Genomic DNA, 16,859 nt, shown 5'->3' on the forward strand with positions numbered 1-16,859 from the left:
TTTCCGCGCAGTCCGTCCCCTCGAACACATCCCACTGACTCCTCTTCGCCGCGTACGCAAAGACTGGGGACAGACTACGCTTTTGAGTTCGCTCATCCTCAGATCCTGGTCTGTCTCTGTTTCCCCCCACCACCGGATTGAGAATATAGGGGGGGCGACCAAAATCAGCACTTTGACTTCCTGTATCCAACTGGATACGGTCATTCATGATTTACCGCATACAGCAAACGCAGACGTTCACTGCTTGGCATTCATCGGTCCGTGATCTGCGAGCAAAAATCGCTATCGCCCGCCGCATTGATCGCGCCGCAGCAGGTAACCTGGGCGATGTGAAACCTGTCGGTGATGTATTTCAGAGTTGCGTGTGGATGTAGGCGCTGGCTACCGGGACTATTTCACCATGCGCGGTGGAGTGGTCATCGTGCTACTGGCGGGTGGTGACAAGTCTTCACAGAGTGCTGATATCCGGCGAGCGAAGAAATTGGCAAAGGAGATTTGAACATGAGCCAACACCTGACGACATTTGACATGGCGGCACTACTCGATAGCGACGAAGCCATCAGTGAATACCTTTCCCAAGTGCTGGCTGATGGTGATAGCGAGGAGTTTCTCCGAGCGATCGGCTATGCCGCCAAGGCCCGCGGCATGGCGCAGATCGCTAAAGACTCTGGCATGGGGCGAGAAAGCTTGTACAAGGCGTTCGCACCCGGATCAAAGCCGAGATTTGATACCGTACTCAAGGTCATTCATGCGCTAGGCATTGATCTTCATGCGCAGCCTGGGCATGCAGCTAATCATTCACCGGCCTGACGAACGGATTAGACACCGGGACAAACCACGATTTTGAGTTCGCTTGTAAAATTGCCCGTCTCATGATCGTAGTCTGCCCCTGTTCTCCTCTTATGAAACGGGCGGCTTATAAGTCGCCCGTCTTCATTATTCCGCCGCCTGCGCCCGCAATCGTCTTCCAATCACATCCATGACATCACAACCATCGCGTAACGATGTAGTCAGCAATTTACAAAAATCAGTCAGCACCACCGTGTCTGAGCTGATGTCCGAGCGAAACGCGATATTTTCCAAGACTTGGGTCACCGTGCGGATGCGGTAATCGGCGGTTTCGAAAAGGACGTCTAGAGGCGCTTCGGTGTCGATGAGCAGGGTCGCGGGGATGCAGTCGATGCCAGTGATGGGCATGTATCGGGTCATGAGCAGTACCTTCATTCAATTGATTTAGGAGCAGGAGCTTCTGCGCTTCATTCAATCGAGTCGCCAAACCCGAATCGCCATCTGGGCGACAGAGAGACAATAGGTTGCACATCCTGCTGCTGCAATGCGCTGGCTTCCGAGGTTTGTGTAGGAATTTGCGTCAATGCCCCCGCGGTGCTCGTTTAAACCCTCATAAGCCGTAGCGAAGGGACCAGACGCCGGCTGCCAGTTGATCCAAGCGAATCCATTCGATGGAAGCTCGCAGCGCAGCGAAGCAAAAAAATAAATCTCTCCCCTCTTTTCTCTTTAGCATCAGCGCTGCCGCGAGCTCTAAAGATAATTATTTTCCGGTGTGATGCTTCGCGTTTAGCACTTGAAAAGTACATTGCACCGGGTACACCACGCTTCAGCTGCGCTCCGGTTCATTGGAAAACGGAGGAGAGGATGACTTGTATCGGCAACCGTCAAAACCAGTGAGAATCTTATGAATCTACGCCGAATCTCGTCGGCTGGAACGCTCATGCCCGCCCCATCGACTATTTGAATAACCCCGCCCGACACCCTGGTGTCAATCTGTTGCCACTCGCACTGCCATCCTGTTACCCACGTGAAGTCTCGAATTTGATAGTCGCCGGTGGCGCTTTGGCATTGAGCGAGTTTCTTGCTGGAGAGGTCAAAGACAAAAAACAGGGGGCTTGGATAGCCGAGCAGCTGAGTGTCGTCAAGGCTCAGACCTTCTTTTAGGTTGATGGATGCTACCAGTGCTTTTGCTCGTCTCTTGCGCCGTATCAAATGCCATATGGCGAGACAAAAAATAGAAACAGAAGCCAGGAAGAGCTGACGTCCTTCGACTGAAAGCTTATCGGGCCAAAACTCTATCATGCCCCACAAGAGCCCTATCGTCGTAAGCCCCGATAACCAAGCGGCGGGGATCACTATACTGTTAGCGAGGCTAGCTCCAAGCGTCCTCAAACAGCTTGTCATAAGGTATCCAATATCATTTATAGAAGGACTCGTAGGTTATCACTCACAGTGCGCTGCCTTATGGGAAAAGCGGATTTACGTTCTAATCGGCTGTTGATCCAAGCAAATCCACTCGATGAAACTCTCAGCGCAGCGAAGCAAAAAATAAATCCCCCCCCTTTTTTTACCTTCTCATTCGACTTGACCAGCACGCGAGGTAGTGAGCACCAGCAGAGAACGGCCAGAAGTGGTCACCTGAAATGCCCCTGACCTCCACATCGCCTTGAAAGAGATCGCACGTACCAACCCAAAACGTACCTTGAGCAAACGCGGCTAGGCGCGTTCACGTCGCTATAGTCGACTCTATCGCCGACCGTACTTCCAGGAGCCTTTTCCCAGTGTCTGACATGTCGCCCAACTTCGCTTACACAAAACGCTTCAACGCCGTCCTCGCCTACATTAATGAGAATCTCGAGGGTGATCTGTCGGTGAATACGTTGAGCCATGTGGCGAACTTTTCGGCATTTCACTTCCATCGACAATTCACCGCGTTCGTGGGCGTGCCTGTTTCACGTTATGTGCAACTGATGCGATTACGACGCGCGGCGCATCGCCTAGCCGCCGTCGCTGATCACTCGGTACTGGAGGCCGCACTCGGTGCCGGCTTCGAAAGTCCGGAGGCATTTTGCAGGGCGTTCAGGCGGGCGTTCGGTATGACGCCGAGTGCGTTCAGGAAGGAGCCGAACTGGCAGGTCTGGAATGCGGTGTTCGCAATCCCTCATTTTTCCAGGACGATCATCATGCAAATACGAATCGTGCAATTCCCTGAAGTCAGGGTCGCCGCATTTGAACACTGCGGGCCCGCCGGGCTCGTCAATGAGAGCGTGCGCAAGTTCATCGAGTGGCGTAAGCAGAGCGGACAGTCGCCGGTGGCGTCGAGTCGCAGCTTTGGCATTCCCTATGGCAACCCCGATACGACACCTGCGCAAGAATTCCGCTTCGCAATCTGCGGCGAGATTCACGAGGCCGTGGCGCCGAATGAGTTCGGCGTGCGCGAAATCGTCATTCCCGGCGGTCGCTGTGTCGTGGTGCGACATGAGGGGTCACCGGATCACATCGGCGAAACGATCTATCCGATTTACCGCGATTGGCTTCCTGCCAGTGGAGAGGAACTTCGTGACCAGCCGCTGTTCTTCCATTACCTGAGCATCTACCCCGAGACACCGCAGGATCAGTGGCAAACGGATGTGTATGTTCCGCTGCAATAGCGGAGCAAGTAGCTTTCGACCCTGAACTGACGTCGATGAATGTCCGTTCAGGGTTGTGGATTCAACCGGTCGACGCAACACAGCTGAGAGGTACCCACTTACATCCATCAACTGCAAACAGCTGGTCTGCGCGATGCTCGTTTTGCTCGTCAGTTCATCCTGGTAGCTGTGCCTGTGCCGAGATCAGTAGGGTCCATCGTCACGTCAGAATAAAAGCGGCCTGATTTGTAAGCGGCCGGAGAATACGCCTTGCGGAGCTTGGACGAGCATCCGCTCATGCGCCAGCAACTCGCTGTGCGCTGCTCCTCGCGAAGGGCTGCTTTGGGTCGATTCTGTTCAAGACAGTCGGTGGGGGTTACGGCCAAGAAGCACTCGCGTGATTACCTTCTGGCAAACACACCTTCTTGATCCCAGCGTTTAGGGCTAAAGTGAGGATCAATTTCAAACAGGTAGATTGTTGCCGATCACCGCTGAGGAAGGATGCCTTCATGCTGGGTATAGTCCACTTTCCGTTGTTTGTAATAGCAGTCATCGCTCTCAATGCAACGCCAGGCCCGGATGTCGCTTACGTTGCAGGCCAAAGCATGGTGCATGGCAGGCGCGCCGGCATTTTGTCGGCCTTGGGCGTATCCTTGGGAGGATGTTTACACACGATTTTTTGTGCGGTCGGGCTCACGGCCCTGCTGGCTACTTCCCCATCAGCGTTCATCGCGATTAAATACCTGGGTGGCATGTATCTTGTTTATCTGGGAATTCGGACACTCTTCGCAAAAGCGGCTCCAAGTAACATCAGCCCGAGTACACCCCGGTTAAAAAACAGGACACTTTTGTTTCGTGGCTTCCTGACGAATGCGTTTAATCCCAAAGTCTTACTTTTTTACGTCGCATTTTTTCCACAGTTCGTAACACCCGATAGCGCTGACAAAACTGCTGCGTTTTTGGTGCTCGGTGCAGTTTTTGTTTTCCTGGGGCTAATCAACGATATTACCGTCGCGTGGTTAGCGGCGAAAGCCGCACGAGCCGTCAGCGGTAGCCCGCGTGTCAGGAGGTGGATAGATAGAATGATCGGTTTCACGTTCATCGGGCTAGGGGTGCGACTCGCTCTGACTCATAAGTAAAGAGTCAAATGATCGAAGAAACCGGGCCAGACCACGAAACGAGAAAGCCCCGATCAAAATCGGGGCTTTCTCGTTTCTGCCAGACGCAAAACCCGCTCGACGGCGGGCTGTGCTTATCAGTTCTTGCAGACCACCTGCGGAGGCGCAGCATGCGTCAGCTTTTGGGGAATCACAATCGAAGTGCCAGGCAAAGTGGTAAGTTCGAGAACCGCCAACATGCAAATCAGCGCTGGCTCGCCATCCTTGCTTGGTCTGCCATCCACCCCTACCACCGCTTCGTAGTCTTTCCCGGGTTCCAGCTTGTAAACGAGCGCCTGGCCACCACAGGTCCGGTAAGAGCTGCCGTTGCCCGCAATGGTCGCGCCCCGGGTTGCAATTTGGAATGGCAGATCCGTCCTGACGCGATACTCGGTTACGACCTCTTTGTAAGCCCCTTCTCCCATCCGAATTGCAGGGATGTACTGGATAAGACTGGGCCAAACTCTTTTCGGTATGCCAATGCTCGCCGACTTCAGGGGATACTGCGGATAGTTGATGCTCGCCGTACCGTCCTGCCCGAAACGTCCGGCTTCAGCCATCTTATGCCGGGTAGCAGGAGCACAACTGCCAACGACGCTATCTCCGTACACATCAGAGTTCGTGATAACGCGAACACGCGCCATTCCCTCTGATTGAGCAGGCTCTTCGTATGGAACTGAAGGTATTCCAGAGCAACCAGCAAGTGCTATAGAAAGAAAAGTTAGGGAAGTGACAACCCGCATGACCATGTCCTTATGTGTGCGCCAACAAAAAAGGGCCCACCTTTCGGTGAGCCCTTCTAGACCGCCCAGCAGAGCGGATTTTGTTTGGTAGGCGCGATTGGACTCGAACCAACGACCCCCACCATGTCAAGGTGGTGCTCTAACCAACTGAGCTACGTGCCTGCTGTGAGGCGGCATTCTACGGAATTCCGGAGGGGTGTCAACACCTTTTTTTCACCTAACCCTATGAATATGCAAAATATTTAATTTCGCCAAGGCAACGAAGATTTTGCGGTGGCTGGCGGCCGATTTTTATCTCGGGTAGGATCGCTGCATTCGTAAAAAATATAAAACAGAGGTTGCAGAATGGCGAACACATCCTATCCAGCGTCCTATTATGCCGCGTCGGCCAATCCGGTTCCTCCGCGCCCTGCCCTGCAGGATGACGTCGAGACGGACGTTTGCGTGATCGGCGCTGGTTACACCGGCCTGTCCTCTGCACTGTTTTTGCTGGAGAACGGTTTCAAGGTCACCGTGCTTGAGGCGGCGAAGGTCGGCTTTGGGGCTTCGGGTCGCAACGGCGGGCAGATCGTTAACAGTTATAGCCGCGACATTGATGTGATCGAGCGCAGCGTCGGTCCTCAGCAGGCGCAGTTGCTCGGCAAAATGGCGTTCGAGGGCGGTCGGATCATTCGTGAGCGGGTGGCGAAGTATCAGATTCAGTGTGATTTGAAGGATGGCGGTGTATTCGCCGCCCTCACCGCTAAACAGATGGGCCACCTGGAGTCGCAGAAGCGTTTATGGGAGCGTTTCGGGCATACCCAGTTGGAGTTGCTGGATCAGCGGCGTATTCGCGAGGTGGTGGCTTGCGATGAGTATGTGGGCGGCATGCTCGATATGAGCGGCGGGCATATTCATCCGCTCAACCTGGCCCTGGGCGAAGCGGCGGCTGTGGAGTCGCTGGGCGGGGTGATTTATGAACAGTCGCCGGCGGTGCGCATCGAGCGTGGTGCCAGTCCGGTTGTGCATACGCCACAGGGCAAGGTCAGGGCCAAGTTCATTATCGTGGCGGGCAATGCTTACCTGGGCAATCTGGTGCCAGAGCTGGCGGCCAAATCCATGCCTTGTGGTACGCAGGTGATTGCCACCGCGCCGTTGGGCGATGAATTGGCGCATAGCCTGCTGCCCCAGGATTATTGCGTCGAAGACTGCAACTACCTGCTCGATTACTACCGGCTGACAGGGGACAAGCGCCTGATCTTTGGGGGCGGCGTAGTGTATGGCGCGAGGGATCCGGCGAACATTGAGGCGATCATTCGTCCGAAGATGCTCAAGGCCTTTCCGCAGCTCAAGGATGTGAAGATCGATTACGCCTGGACCGGAAATTTCCTGCTGACGCTGTCGCGTCTTCCGCAGGTCGGGCGGCTGGGGGATAACATTTATTATTCCCAGGGCTGCAGCGGCCATGGCGTGACGTATACGCACCTGGCGGGCAAGGTCCTGGCTGAGGCGCTGCGGGGTCAGGCTGAGCGTTTTGATGCGTTTGCGGACCTGCCCCACTACCCTTTCCCTGGCGGTCAGTTGTTGCGTACGCCATTTGCGGCGATGGGGGCTTGGTATTACGGGTTGCGGGATAGGTTGGGGTTCTGAAGCCGCCAACAACAAGGGCTGCTATGCAGCCCAGCGGGAGCAAGCTCCCTCGCCACGGGCTTGTTCCAATCTTTCAAATCCCGAAAACAAAAAACCCCGGTCTTTCGACCAGGGTCTTTGCTATCGACTAGAAGTAGCTTTGCAGCTTTCTTCTTAGCTTCAAGGCGTTCAGTGGGCCTCGAAGCAGATATGGCGCAGCGGACGGGACTCGAACCCGCGACCCCCGGCGTGACAGGCCGGTATTCTAACCGACTGAACTACCGCTGCGTATCGCTATGGACTTGCGTCCAGTTAACTCGTCTGATCAAAACCCTTGGGCTTGATCTCGAACCAGGCGAACCTGCTTCGGAAAATATGGCGCAGCGGACGGGACTCGAACCCGCGACCCCCGGCGTGACAGGCCGGTATTCTAACCGACTGAACTACCGCTGCGCGTCGGTGGAGGCTTTTGACAGCTTCCGTCTTGCTTTCGCAAAACTCTCGTAAAACATGGTGGGTGATGACGGGATCGAACCGCCGACATTCTGCTTGTAAGGCAGACGCTCTCCCAGCTGAGCTAATCACCCTTTGCTTCGTTGAGGCCGCGAAATTTACGCAGGTACCGAAGCTAAGTCAATAGCAGGGTTGAAGTTTTTTCAAAACAGTTTCAAACGGCACCCGCAACCGCACTCACGTATAAATCATTTTCTTGGTCATGCCACCGTCCACGACGAACTCCTGCCCCGTGACAAAACCGGCATTGCGCGACAACAGCCACGCCACCATCGCCGCCACGTCCTCTACCGTGCCCACCCTGCCCGCTGGATGCTGGGCGTGATCGGCGTCGGTCAGCGGCTGTGCGCGACGCTGGGAGGGGTCGCGCGCGTCGATCCAGCCAGGGCTGACGGCGTTGACCCGGATCTCCGGCCCAAGGCTGATGGCCAGGGCATGAGTCAGGGCCAGCAAGCCGCCCTTGCTCGCCGCATAGGCTTCGGTGTCGGGTTCCGATTGCGCGGCGCGGGTCGAGGCCAGGTTGACGATGGCGCCGTTGTGGGCGCGCAGATACGGCGCGCAGTGCTTGGCCAGCAGCATCGGCCCACCCAGATTCACCGCCAGGACCCGATTCCAATAAGCCAGGTCCAGGCTTTCCAGGGTGATGTTGTGCGGGTCGGCAATGGCCGCGTTGCACACCAGCGCGTCGAGCCGCCCGAACTGCCCGAGCACCTCGGCGATGCCGGTAGCAACCTGCCCCTCGTCCGCCACGTCCATGGCGATGAACCACGCATTGTCGCCCAGGGTCTTCGCCACCTTGGAACCGCGTTCGCGGTCCAGGTCGGTCAGCACCACCTGCCAGCCTTCACAGATCAACCAGGCAGCGATGCCCAGGCCGATGCCCCGTGCGGCGCCCGTAACCAGTGCAACCCGGCCATGAGTGCCGCTTGGCGGCGTAGCCAGCTCGATCACAAGGCCGCCAACCCGCGGGCCAGGTCGGCTTGCAGATCGGCCACGTCTTCCAGGCCGACCGCAACGCGGATCAGGCTGTCACGAATACCCGCCGACTCACGTTCCTGGGGCGACAGGCGACCGTGGGACGTGGTGCTCGGGTGGGTGATGGTGGTCTTGGTGTCACCCAGGTTGGCGGTGATGGAAATCAACCGGGTCGCGTCGATGAAGCGCCAGGCGCCCTCCTTGCCCCCCTTGACCTCAAAGCTCACCACCGCGCCGAAACCGCGCTGCTGACGCAAGGCCAGGTCATGTTGCGGATGACTCTTGAGGCCGGCGTAATGCACTTTCTCGATGCCATCCTGCTGCTCCAGCCACTCGGCCAGGGCCTGGGCATTGGCGCAATGGGCTTTCATGCGCAGGCCGAGGGTTTCCAGGCCCTTGAGGAAGATCCAGGCGTTGAACGGGCTGAGAGTGGGACCTGCGGTGCGCAAAAAGCCCACCACTTCCTTCATCTGCTCGCCACGACCGGCCACCACGCCGCCCATGCAACGGCCCTGGCCGTCGATGAACTTGGTCGCCGAATGCACCACCACGTCCGCGCCCAACTTCAGCGGTTGTTGCAGCGCCGGGGTGCAGAAGCAGTTATCGACCACCAGCATGGCGCCCTTGGCATGGGCGATTTCCGCCAGCGCGGCGATGTCCACCAACTCTGCCAGGGGGTTGGAAGGCGATTCGACGAACAGCAGCTTGGTATTGGCCTTGATTGCCGCATCCCAAGCGGACAGGTCCGCCAGGGGCACGTAGTCGACTTCCACGCCAAAGCGCTTGAAGTACTTCTCGAACAGGCTGATGGTCGAGCCGAAGACGCTGCGCGACACCAGCACGTGGTCGCCAGCGCTGCACAGGCTCATCACCACAGCCATGATCGCGGCCATGCCGGTGGCAGTGGCCACGGCTTGCTCGGCGCCTTCAAGGGCGGCGATGCGCTCCTCGAAAGCCCGCACAGTCGGGTTGGTGTAGCGCGAGTAAACGTTGCCCGGCACTTCGCCGGCAAACCGCGCGGCGGCATCGGCAGCGGTGCGGAACACGTAGCTGGAGGTGAAGAACATCGGATCGCCGTGTTCGGCTTCCGGTGTACGGTGCTGACCCGCGCGAACCGCCAGGGTATCGAACGCTACGCCTTCAAGGTCGCTGTCCAGCCGACCGGCATCCCAATCCTGACTCATGCTGTCACTCCTGAAATCGGTTTAAACGCAAACCGGCCCCTCAGGGCCGGTTGGTTAATCAATTGTTGTACAGATCGATGATCGCGCTGACCGCCTGAGTCTTGGCCTTGGACGCATCGTTACGTGCGTTCTCGATCTTGTTCAGGTAGGCCTCGTCGATGTCGCCGGTGACGTACTTGCCGTCGAATACCGCGCAATCGAAGTGCTCGATCTTGATCTTGCCGCCACCGACCGCTTCGATCAGGTCCGGCAGGTCCTGGTAGATCAACCAGTCGGCGCCGATCAGGTCGGCCACGTCCTGGGTGGTACGGTTATGAGCGATCAGCTCATGGGCACTCGGCATGTCGATGCCGTAGACGTTAGGGTAGCGCACGGCCGGGGCCGCGGAGCAGAAATACACGTTCTTGGCACCGGCTTCACGGGCCATCTGGATGATCTGCTTGCAGGTGGTGCCGCGGACGATGGAGTCGTCCACCAGCATCACGTTCTTGCCGCGGAATTCCAGTTCGATGGCGTTGAGCTTCTGGCGTACGGATTTTTTCCGTGCAGCCTGGCCCGGCATGATGAAGGTCCGGCCGATGTAGCGGTTCTTCACGAAGCCTTCGCGGAACTTGACGCCCAGGTGGTTCGCCAGCTCCAGGGCCGCAGTGCGGCTGGTGTCCGGGATCGGGATGACCACGTCGATGTCATGGTCCGGACGTTCGCGCAGGATCTTGTCCGCCAGTTTTTCGCCCATGCGCAGGCGGGCCTTGTAGACCGAGACGCCGTCGATGATCGAGTCCGGACGCGCCAGGTAGACGTGTTCGAAGATGCATGGGGTCAAGGACGGGTTGGTCGCGCACTGACGGGTGTGCAGCTTGCCGTCTTCAGTGATGTAGACCGCTTCGCCCGGGGCCAGGTCGCGAATCAGCGTGAAACCCAGCACGTCCAGGGACACGCTTTCGGAGGCGATCATGTATTCGACGCCTTCATCGGTGTGGCGTTGGCCGAAGACGATCGGGCGGATACCGTGGGGATCGCGGAAACCGACGATGCCGTAGCCGGTGATCATCGCCACCACCGCATAGCCGCCGACGCAACGGTTGTGCACGTCGGTCACGGCGGCGAACACGTCTTCTTCGGTAGGCTGCAGCTTGCCGCGCTGGGCCAGCTCATGGGCGAAGACGTTGAGCATCACTTCCGAGTCGGAATTGGTGTTGACGTGGCGCAAGTCAGATTCGTAGATCTCCTTGGCCAGTTGCTCGACGTTGGTCAGGTTGCCGTTGTGCGCCAAGGTGATGCCGTACGGCGAGTTGACGTAGAACGGCTGGGCTTCAGCCGACGTCGAGCTGCCCGCGGTCGGGTAGCGCACGTGGCCGATACCCATGTGACCGACCAGGCGCTGCATGTGGCGCTGGTGGAACACATCACGCACCAGGCCGTTGTCCTTGCGCAGGAATAACCGGCCGTCATGGCTGGTCACGATACCGGCAGCGTCCTGGCCGCGGTGCTGGAGCACGGTTAGCGCGTCATACAGCGCCTGATTGACGTTCGACTTACCGACGATACCGACGATGCCACACATGCGACGCAACCCCTACTTAATGGATCTGAACTGAACAACACTTACTGCGGCGTTTTGGCCATCGGCAAGAGGTGTTCCTTGAACGGTATTTCAGCGGGTACGCTGATACCGCTGGCAAGCCACTGACTGCTCCAACCCAGGATCAGGTTTTTGGACCAGTCTGCGACCAATAGAAATTGTGGCACGAGCCGGGACTCCTGCCACCACGTATCCTGCTGTACCGGCCCCAGGCTCAAGAGCCCGACGGCCACGACCACCAGCAACGCGCCACGCGCCGCGCCAAAGGCCATGCCCAGGAACCGGTCCGTCCCGGAAAGCCCGGTGACGCGAATCAGTTCGCCGATCAGATAATTAATCATTGCGCCAACCAGCAAGGTGGCGATAAACAAGATGGCACAGCCCGCGATCACGCGAGCCGACGGCGTTTCGATGTATCCGGCGAGGTACTGGGACAGCGAACCACCAAACATCCAGGCTACGACTCCCGCGATGATCCAGGTCAGCAGCGAGAGGGCTTCCTTGACGAAGCCGCGGCTCAGACTGATCAATGCGGAGATGGCGACGATCGCAACGATCGCCCAGTCAACCCAGGTAAATGGCACGGTGCAGCCTACAGACGGATAAGGCGGCGCATTTTAGCAGAGCGCAGGGCTGTCGGTAAGCTGCACGATTCAAATCAGCTAAATCGCTGTCAGCCGCGCTCTGGCTGGAAGCGCACCACGAAACCCTTGAGGTTCTGCTGGCGGCTGAGCAGATCACGCAGGCGGTCGGCTTCGGCGCGCTCGATCAACGGACCGACAAACACCCGGTTCTTGCCATCGGCGGAACGGATGTAGGCGTTGTAGCCCTGGCTGCGCAGGGTTTTCTGCAAGTTCTCGGCACTTTCGCGACTGGTCAGGCTGGCCAGTTGCACCGACCAGCTGACCGACAGGCCATTGGCATCCACGCGGCTTTGCGTGGTGTCCGGCTTGGTCGTGGCGGCGGTAATCGGCTGGCTTGGGGCCGGCTTGACCGCCGGATTAGCCGGAACGGGAGCTGGGGCGGCTGCCGGCTTGCTCGGTGCGGCAGGCGCAGGCGTTGCGGGGGCAGGCGTAATCGGCATCGACGGCGCCGATTGCGCGGCCAGCTCCTCGTCGCTCGGAATGGGCTCCTGGGGCAGCGCCTGTGGTTCGGGCACGATGACTGGCTCGACCTGCACAGGCGGCACGGACGGCGCCTGGGGCGCTGCTGGCGCATCGACCGTGACCTGGCGCTGCTCGTCCTGACGGGAAAACAGCATTGGCAGGAAAATCACCGCCAGGGCCACCAACACCAGTGCCCCGACCATGCGCTGCTTGTACGCCTTATCCAGCAATGCCATCTGCAGCTTCCTCCGTGGAGCGCCGGGCCAACCATTGAAGGGCCTCGGCAACACAAAAAAATGATCCGAACAGCAGGATTTCATCATCGGCCGTCGCCAGGGCGCACTGCCCTTCCAGCGCGGCGGCTACGCTAGCGTAGGCTTGCACCGAAGCACCACGGCGCTGCAGGGCTTCCTGCAACTGAGCCGCGGTACGCGAACGTGGCGAATCCAATGGCGTCACTGCCCAATGTTGGACACTAGCACCCAACGCCTCGACAACGCCATCCAGATCCTTGTCGGACAACAGCCCGAACACCGCCAGGCGCCGCCCCACCACGGGCCGCCGTGCCAGGCGCTCGGCCAGGTACTGCGCGGCGTGGGGGTTATGGCCGACATCCAGCAACAGGTTCAGACGCTTGCCTTGCCAATCGAACTGGCGACGATCGAGGCGCCCGACCACACGGGTCGCCTGCAGCGCCTGGACGATTTGCCCGGCATCCCATGGCAAGCCCAGCAACAGGTAGGCCTGGAGCGCCAGGGCGGCGTTCTCCATCGGCAGGTCCAGCAAGGGCAGATCGTGCAACTCCACTGGGTTGCCCTGCAGGTCGCTGCCGCGCCATTGCCAATGCTGCTCGGTCATCGCCAGGTCGAAATCCCGCCCGCGCAGAAAGAACGGGCAGTTCAATTCGCGAACCTTGTCCAGCAACGGCTGGGGGGGATTGAGATCGCCGCAAAGCGCAGGCGCGCCCTGGCGAAAGATCCCGGCCTTCTCGAAGGCCACCGATTCGCGGGTATCGCCCAGGTAATCGGCATGGTCCACGCCAATGCTGGTGACCAAGGCAATGTCTGCGTCCACCAGATTGACTGTATCCAGCCGTCCGCCCAGGCCGACTTCCAGCACGACCGCATCGAGACCGGCACGGGCAAACAACCAGAACGCCGCCAGGGTGCCCATCTCGAAATAAGTGAGGGTTGTATCGCCTCGCCCGGCTTCCACCGCGGCAAAGGCTTCGCACAGCTGGGCGTCCGTGGCTTCGACGCCGTTCACTTGCACCCGCTCGTTGTAGCGCAGCAGGTGCGGCGAGCTGTAGACGCCGACACCCAGCCCCTGGGCTCGCAGCAGCGAGGCCACGAAGGCGCAGGTCGACCCCTTGCCGTTGGTGCCGGTGACGGTGATGACCCGAGGCGCCGGCTTGGCCAGCCCCATGCGGGACGCTACCGCTTGCGAGCGCTCCAACCCCATGTCGATGGCCGATGGATGCAACTGCTCGAGGTAGGCAAGCCAGTCGCCCAGGGTACGTTGGATCATAGGCCAGCAGGCACCGGCGGAACCACGATCGGCTCGATCGGCGCGGCGACGAACTTCGGCGTCGGCAGGCCCATCAGTTGAGCCAGCAGGTTGCCCAGGCGCGGACGCAACTCCTGGCGATGGATGATCATGTCGATGGCGCCGTGCTCCAGCAAAAACTCACTGCGCTGGAAGCCTTCCGGCAGTTTTTCACGCACGGTCTGCTCGATCACGCGTGGGCCGGCAAAGCCGATCAGGGCTTTCGGCTCGCCGACGATCACGTCGCCCAACATGGCCAGACTGGCGGAAACGCCGCCGTAGACCGGGTCGGTCAGCACCGAGATGAACGGAATGCCTTCTTCGCGCAGACGCGCCAGCACCGCGGAGGTCTTGGCCATTTGCATCAGGGAGATCAGCGCTTCCTGCATCCGCGCCCCGCCGGAAGCGGCGAAGCAGATCATCGGGCAACGATTTTCCAGAGCATAGTTGGCGGCACGAACGAAGCGCTCACCGACGATGGCGCCCATGGAACCGCCCATGAAGGAAAACTCGAAGGCCGAGACCACTACCGGCATGCCCAGCAGGGTGCCACTCATGGAGATCAGCGCGTCTTTTTCGCCGGTCTGCTTCTGGGCAGCGGTCAGGCGATCCTTGTATTTCTTGCCGTCGCGGAATTTCAGGCGATCGACTGGCTCCAGGTCGGCACCCAGCTCAACACGGCCTTCGGCATCGAGGAAAATGTCGATACGGGCACGCGCACTGATGCGCATGTGGTGGTTGCACTTGGGGCAAACGTCCAGGGTCTTTTCCAGCTCGGGACGGTACAGCACCGCCTCGCAGGATGGACATTTGTGCCACAGACCTTCAGGCACCGAGCTTTTCTTCACCTCGGAACGCATGATCGAAGGGATCAGTTTGTCTACCAACCAGTTGCTCATGCTTTCTTTCTCCAGTACCGGCGGCCCGAACGCTTTGGTTCGCGGCCCCGCGTATGCCCTTGAGCTAAATTCATTGTGCGGCGAGTCGAGGGGCCGCCACGGTCAGTGCAAAACATGACCTGCGTGCAACCCAGCCTTCCTCAGCCATCCCGGCAACCGCACGGCGGCTACCACTTCGCTATCGGCCCACCCGGAGGCGGCGCCTGCCTGCTTTGTACAGTGCTGGTATGGACGGCGGCAGTCTGCCAGCCGTCACATTGACGACTGGCTGTTGCGCACAGCGGCCATGAATGCACGAATCTTTGCAGGGTCCTTGATGCCCTTGCTCTGCTCCACGCCTCCGCTCACGTCCACCGCGTAAGGGCGAACCTGGCGAATGGCCTGAGCCACGTTGTCCACGGTCAGGCCACCGGCCAGGATAATCGGTTTGTCCAAGCCTTGGGGCACCAGCGACCAATCGAACGCTTCGCCGGTCCCTCCGGGAACGCCTTCCACATAGGTGTCCAGCAAAATGCCGCTGGCACTGGCAAACGCCTCGCATGCGGCGGCGATGTCGTCACCGGCCTTGACCCGCAACGCCTTGATGTACGGACGATGCCAGCCTTCGCAATCAGCTGGGGCCTCGTCGCCATGGAACTGCAACAAGCCCAGCGGCAGCGCATCGAGTATTTCGCCCAACTCGCAACGACTGGCATTGACGAACAGGCCCACCGGGGTCACGAACGGCGGCAGGGCCTGGATGATCGCCCTCGCCTGCTGCACCGTCACCGCGCGCGGGCTCTTGGCGTAGAACACCAGCCCAATGGCATCGGCCCCGGCCTCGACCGCCGCCAACGCGTCCTCAACGCGGGTGATCCCGCAAATCTTGCTGCGAACGACCGGCATGATGGGTAAAACCTCAGGCAAATCCGTGAAAGTCCCGGATGGTAGCAAATGCTGCGCAGGGCGTCAGCCGTCGAGCTCCGAGAAGCCCGTGAGGAAATGTGGCCCGATGTAACGCTCCGGCAGCTCGAATTCATCGCGATATTCGACCTGTACCAGGTACAAGCCAAACGGGTGCGCCGTGACGCCACCGGAGCGACGGACACGACTGTCGAGCACTTCCTTGATCCACTCCACTGGCCTCTCGCCCGCACCAATGGTCATTAGCACGCCGGTAATATTGCGCACCATGTGATGCAGGAAGGCGCTGGCGCGGATGTCGAGCACGATCATCTTGCCGTGACGGGTCACGCGCAGGTGATGCAACTCCTTGATCGGCGACTTGGCCTGGCACTGGCCGGCACGGAAGGCGCTGAAATCATGGACGCCGACCAGGTATTGTGCGGCCTCGGCCATGCGCTCGACGTCCAGCGGACGGTGATTCCAGGTAATTTCTTCGTTCAGGTGCGCCGGGCGGATCTGATCGTTGTAGATCACGTAGCGATAACGCCGGGCGATGGCCTTGAAGCGGGCATGGAAATGCGCCGGCATCACCTTGGCCCAACTGACGCTGACGTCGTGGGGCAAGTTGATGTTGGCGCCCATCACCCAGGCCTTCATCGAACGCTCGACCTGGGTGTCAAAATGCACCACCTGGCCGCAGGCATGCACGCCAGCATCGGTACGGCCGGCGCAATGCAGCGACACGGGCGAGTCGGCGACTTTGGACAGGGCGTTTTCAAGGGCTTCCTGTACCGTCAATACACCGGAAGCCTGGCGCTGCCAGCCACGGTAGCGCGAGCCTTTGTATTCAACGCCCAAGGCGATCCGGAAAAAGCCGTCGGCCGCCATTTCGGCGGCCGGGTTGTCTATGTTTGCCAAGGAATTACAGCCTGCTGAGGTACGCAAAGGCGGGCATTATAAGGCCGATGGCTGGGGATGCCAGTCCGACGGGTGATCCTGTGTTGAATGGGCTGGCGCTATCGGCGGATCGCCGCCCGGAGCAAGCTCGCCCCCACAGGGGCTCAGATGATTTTTCAGACCAGGACAAGTCCTTGTGGCGAGGGAGCTTGCTCCCGCTGGGCTGCGAAGCAGACCCTCTTCATGGCGCGTCGAGCACTTTTGCGAGCTCTGCGCACTCGAGCGGGAGCAAGCTCCCTCGCCACAAGAGCAGCGTGAATTGCTCACAAACAAAAACGGCAGCCTC

The 16,859-nt window shown here is 59.4% G+C and carries 15 protein-coding genes, 4 tRNA genes and 1 pseudogene; 5 read left to right on the plus strand and 15 right to left on the minus strand.

Annotated features, from left to right (window positions below):
* Positions 1–206: 206 nt before the first annotated feature.
* Positions 207–499: pseudogene (locus LQ215_RS03415) on the plus strand (type II toxin-antitoxin system RelE/ParE family toxin).
* A 2-nt stretch (positions 500–501) separates the two neighbouring features.
* The gene (locus LQ215_RS03420; protein ID WP_230147438.1) at positions 502–810 is read left to right on the plus strand and encodes an addiction module antidote protein; all 309 of its coding nucleotides are present in this window, start codon (positions 502–504) and stop codon (positions 808–810) included.
* Between the two features lie 126 nt (positions 811–936).
* On the opposite strand, the gene LQ215_RS03425 is transcribed toward LQ215_RS03420, so the two are convergent.
* The gene (locus tag LQ215_RS03425; RefSeq protein ID WP_003203821.1) at positions 937–1,209 is read right to left on the minus strand and encodes a hypothetical protein; all 273 of its coding nucleotides are present in this window, start codon (positions 1,207–1,209) and stop codon (positions 937–939) included.
* Positions 1,210–2,579: 1,370 nt separating this feature from the next.
* Here LQ215_RS03425 and LQ215_RS03430 point away from each other — a divergent pair.
* The gene (locus tag LQ215_RS03430; protein WP_436839555.1) at positions 2,580–3,440 is read left to right on the plus strand and encodes an AraC family transcriptional regulator; all 861 of its coding nucleotides are present in this window, start codon (positions 2,580–2,582) and stop codon (positions 3,438–3,440) included.
* Positions 3,441–3,928: 488 nt separating this feature from the next.
* Complete coding sequence (locus tag LQ215_RS03435; protein ID WP_230147440.1) at positions 3,929–4,558, plus strand: LysE family translocator; 630 nt, start codon at positions 3,929–3,931, stop codon at positions 4,556–4,558.
* A 116-nt stretch (positions 4,559–4,674) separates the two neighbouring features.
* Here LQ215_RS03435 and LQ215_RS03440 read toward each other — a convergent pair whose 3' ends face one another.
* Both LQ215_RS03440 and LQ215_RS03445 read right to left on the minus strand, forming a co-directional pair.
* Entirely contained in the window at positions 4,675–5,319 is a 645-nt protein-coding gene (locus tag LQ215_RS03440; protein WP_230147441.1) for a hypothetical protein, read from the minus strand.
* A gap of 85 nt (positions 5,320–5,404) precedes the next feature.
* Positions 5,405–5,481, minus strand: a tRNA-Val gene (locus tag LQ215_RS03445).
* Positions 5,482–5,664: 183 nt separating this feature from the next.
* On the opposite strand from LQ215_RS03445, the gene LQ215_RS03450 reads away from it, so the two are divergent.
* Positions 5,665–6,948 (plus strand): NAD(P)/FAD-dependent oxidoreductase, encoded by a 1,284-nt coding sequence (locus LQ215_RS03450; RefSeq protein ID WP_230147442.1) that lies wholly within the window; start codon positions 5,665–5,667, stop codon positions 6,946–6,948.
* Between the two features lie 190 nt (positions 6,949–7,138).
* Here LQ215_RS03450 and LQ215_RS03455 read toward each other — a convergent pair.
* The 12 genes from LQ215_RS03455 to truA form a co-directional block, all read right to left on the minus strand.
* Positions 7,139–7,215 (minus strand) — tRNA-Asp (locus LQ215_RS03455).
* A gap of 88 nt (positions 7,216–7,303) precedes the next feature.
* Positions 7,304–7,380 (minus strand) — tRNA-Asp (locus tag LQ215_RS03460).
* 58 nt (positions 7,381–7,438) lie between these two features.
* Positions 7,439–7,514 (minus strand) — tRNA-Val (locus LQ215_RS03465).
* 103 nt (positions 7,515–7,617) lie between these two features.
* Positions 7,618–8,391 carry an SDR family oxidoreductase gene (locus LQ215_RS03470; RefSeq protein WP_230147443.1) on the minus strand — a complete coding sequence of 258 codons (774 nt, stop codon included), beginning with the start codon at positions 8,389–8,391 and terminating at the stop codon, positions 7,618–7,620.
* Positions 8,388–9,599 (minus strand): O-succinylhomoserine sulfhydrylase, encoded by a 1,212-nt coding sequence (locus tag LQ215_RS03475; RefSeq protein ID WP_230147444.1) that lies wholly within the window; start codon positions 9,597–9,599, stop codon positions 8,388–8,390. Before LQ215_RS03475 ends, LQ215_RS03470 begins: the two co-directional genes overlap by 4 nt.
* A 58-nt stretch (positions 9,600–9,657) precedes the next feature.
* Positions 9,658–11,163, minus strand: a complete 1,506-nt coding sequence (gene purF, locus LQ215_RS03480; RefSeq protein WP_003203840.1) for an amidophosphoribosyltransferase — start codon at positions 11,161–11,163, stop codon at positions 9,658–9,660.
* Positions 11,164–11,204: 41 nt separating this feature from the next.
* A complete protein-coding gene (locus LQ215_RS03485) occupies positions 11,205–11,765 on the minus strand; it encodes a CvpA family protein (protein ID WP_003179770.1) in 561 nt (186 codons plus the stop codon).
* 89 nt (positions 11,766–11,854) lie between these two features.
* Positions 11,855–12,523 carry an SPOR domain-containing protein gene (locus LQ215_RS03490; RefSeq protein WP_230147445.1) on the minus strand — a complete coding sequence of 223 codons (669 nt, stop codon included), beginning with the start codon at positions 12,521–12,523 and terminating at the stop codon, positions 11,855–11,857.
* Complete coding sequence (folC, locus tag LQ215_RS03495; protein WP_230147446.1) at positions 12,507–13,814, minus strand: bifunctional tetrahydrofolate synthase/dihydrofolate synthase; 1,308 nt, start codon at positions 13,812–13,814, stop codon at positions 12,507–12,509. The genes LQ215_RS03490 and folC overlap by 17 nt, the downstream gene beginning before the upstream one ends.
* The gene (gene accD, locus LQ215_RS03500) at positions 13,811–14,731 is read right to left on the minus strand and encodes an acetyl-CoA carboxylase, carboxyltransferase subunit beta (protein ID WP_058546590.1); all 921 of its coding nucleotides are present in this window, start codon (positions 14,729–14,731) and stop codon (positions 13,811–13,813) included. Before accD ends, folC begins: the two co-directional genes overlap by 4 nt.
* 252 nt (positions 14,732–14,983) lie before the next feature.
* Complete coding sequence (locus LQ215_RS03505) at positions 14,984–15,616, minus strand: phosphoribosylanthranilate isomerase (RefSeq protein WP_230147447.1); 633 nt, start codon at positions 15,614–15,616, stop codon at positions 14,984–14,986.
* A 63-nt stretch (positions 15,617–15,679) separates the two neighbouring features.
* Positions 15,680–16,504 (minus strand): tRNA pseudouridine(38-40) synthase TruA, encoded by an 825-nt coding sequence (gene truA, locus LQ215_RS03510; RefSeq protein ID WP_230147491.1) that lies wholly within the window; start codon positions 16,502–16,504, stop codon positions 15,680–15,682.
* Positions 16,505–16,859 lie beyond the last annotated feature (355 nt).

This window comes from Pseudomonas brassicacearum (genome assembly GCF_918698105.1).
GTDB classification, from domain to species: Bacteria; Pseudomonadota; Gammaproteobacteria; order Pseudomonadales; family Pseudomonadaceae; genus Aquipseudomonas; species Aquipseudomonas brassicacearum_F.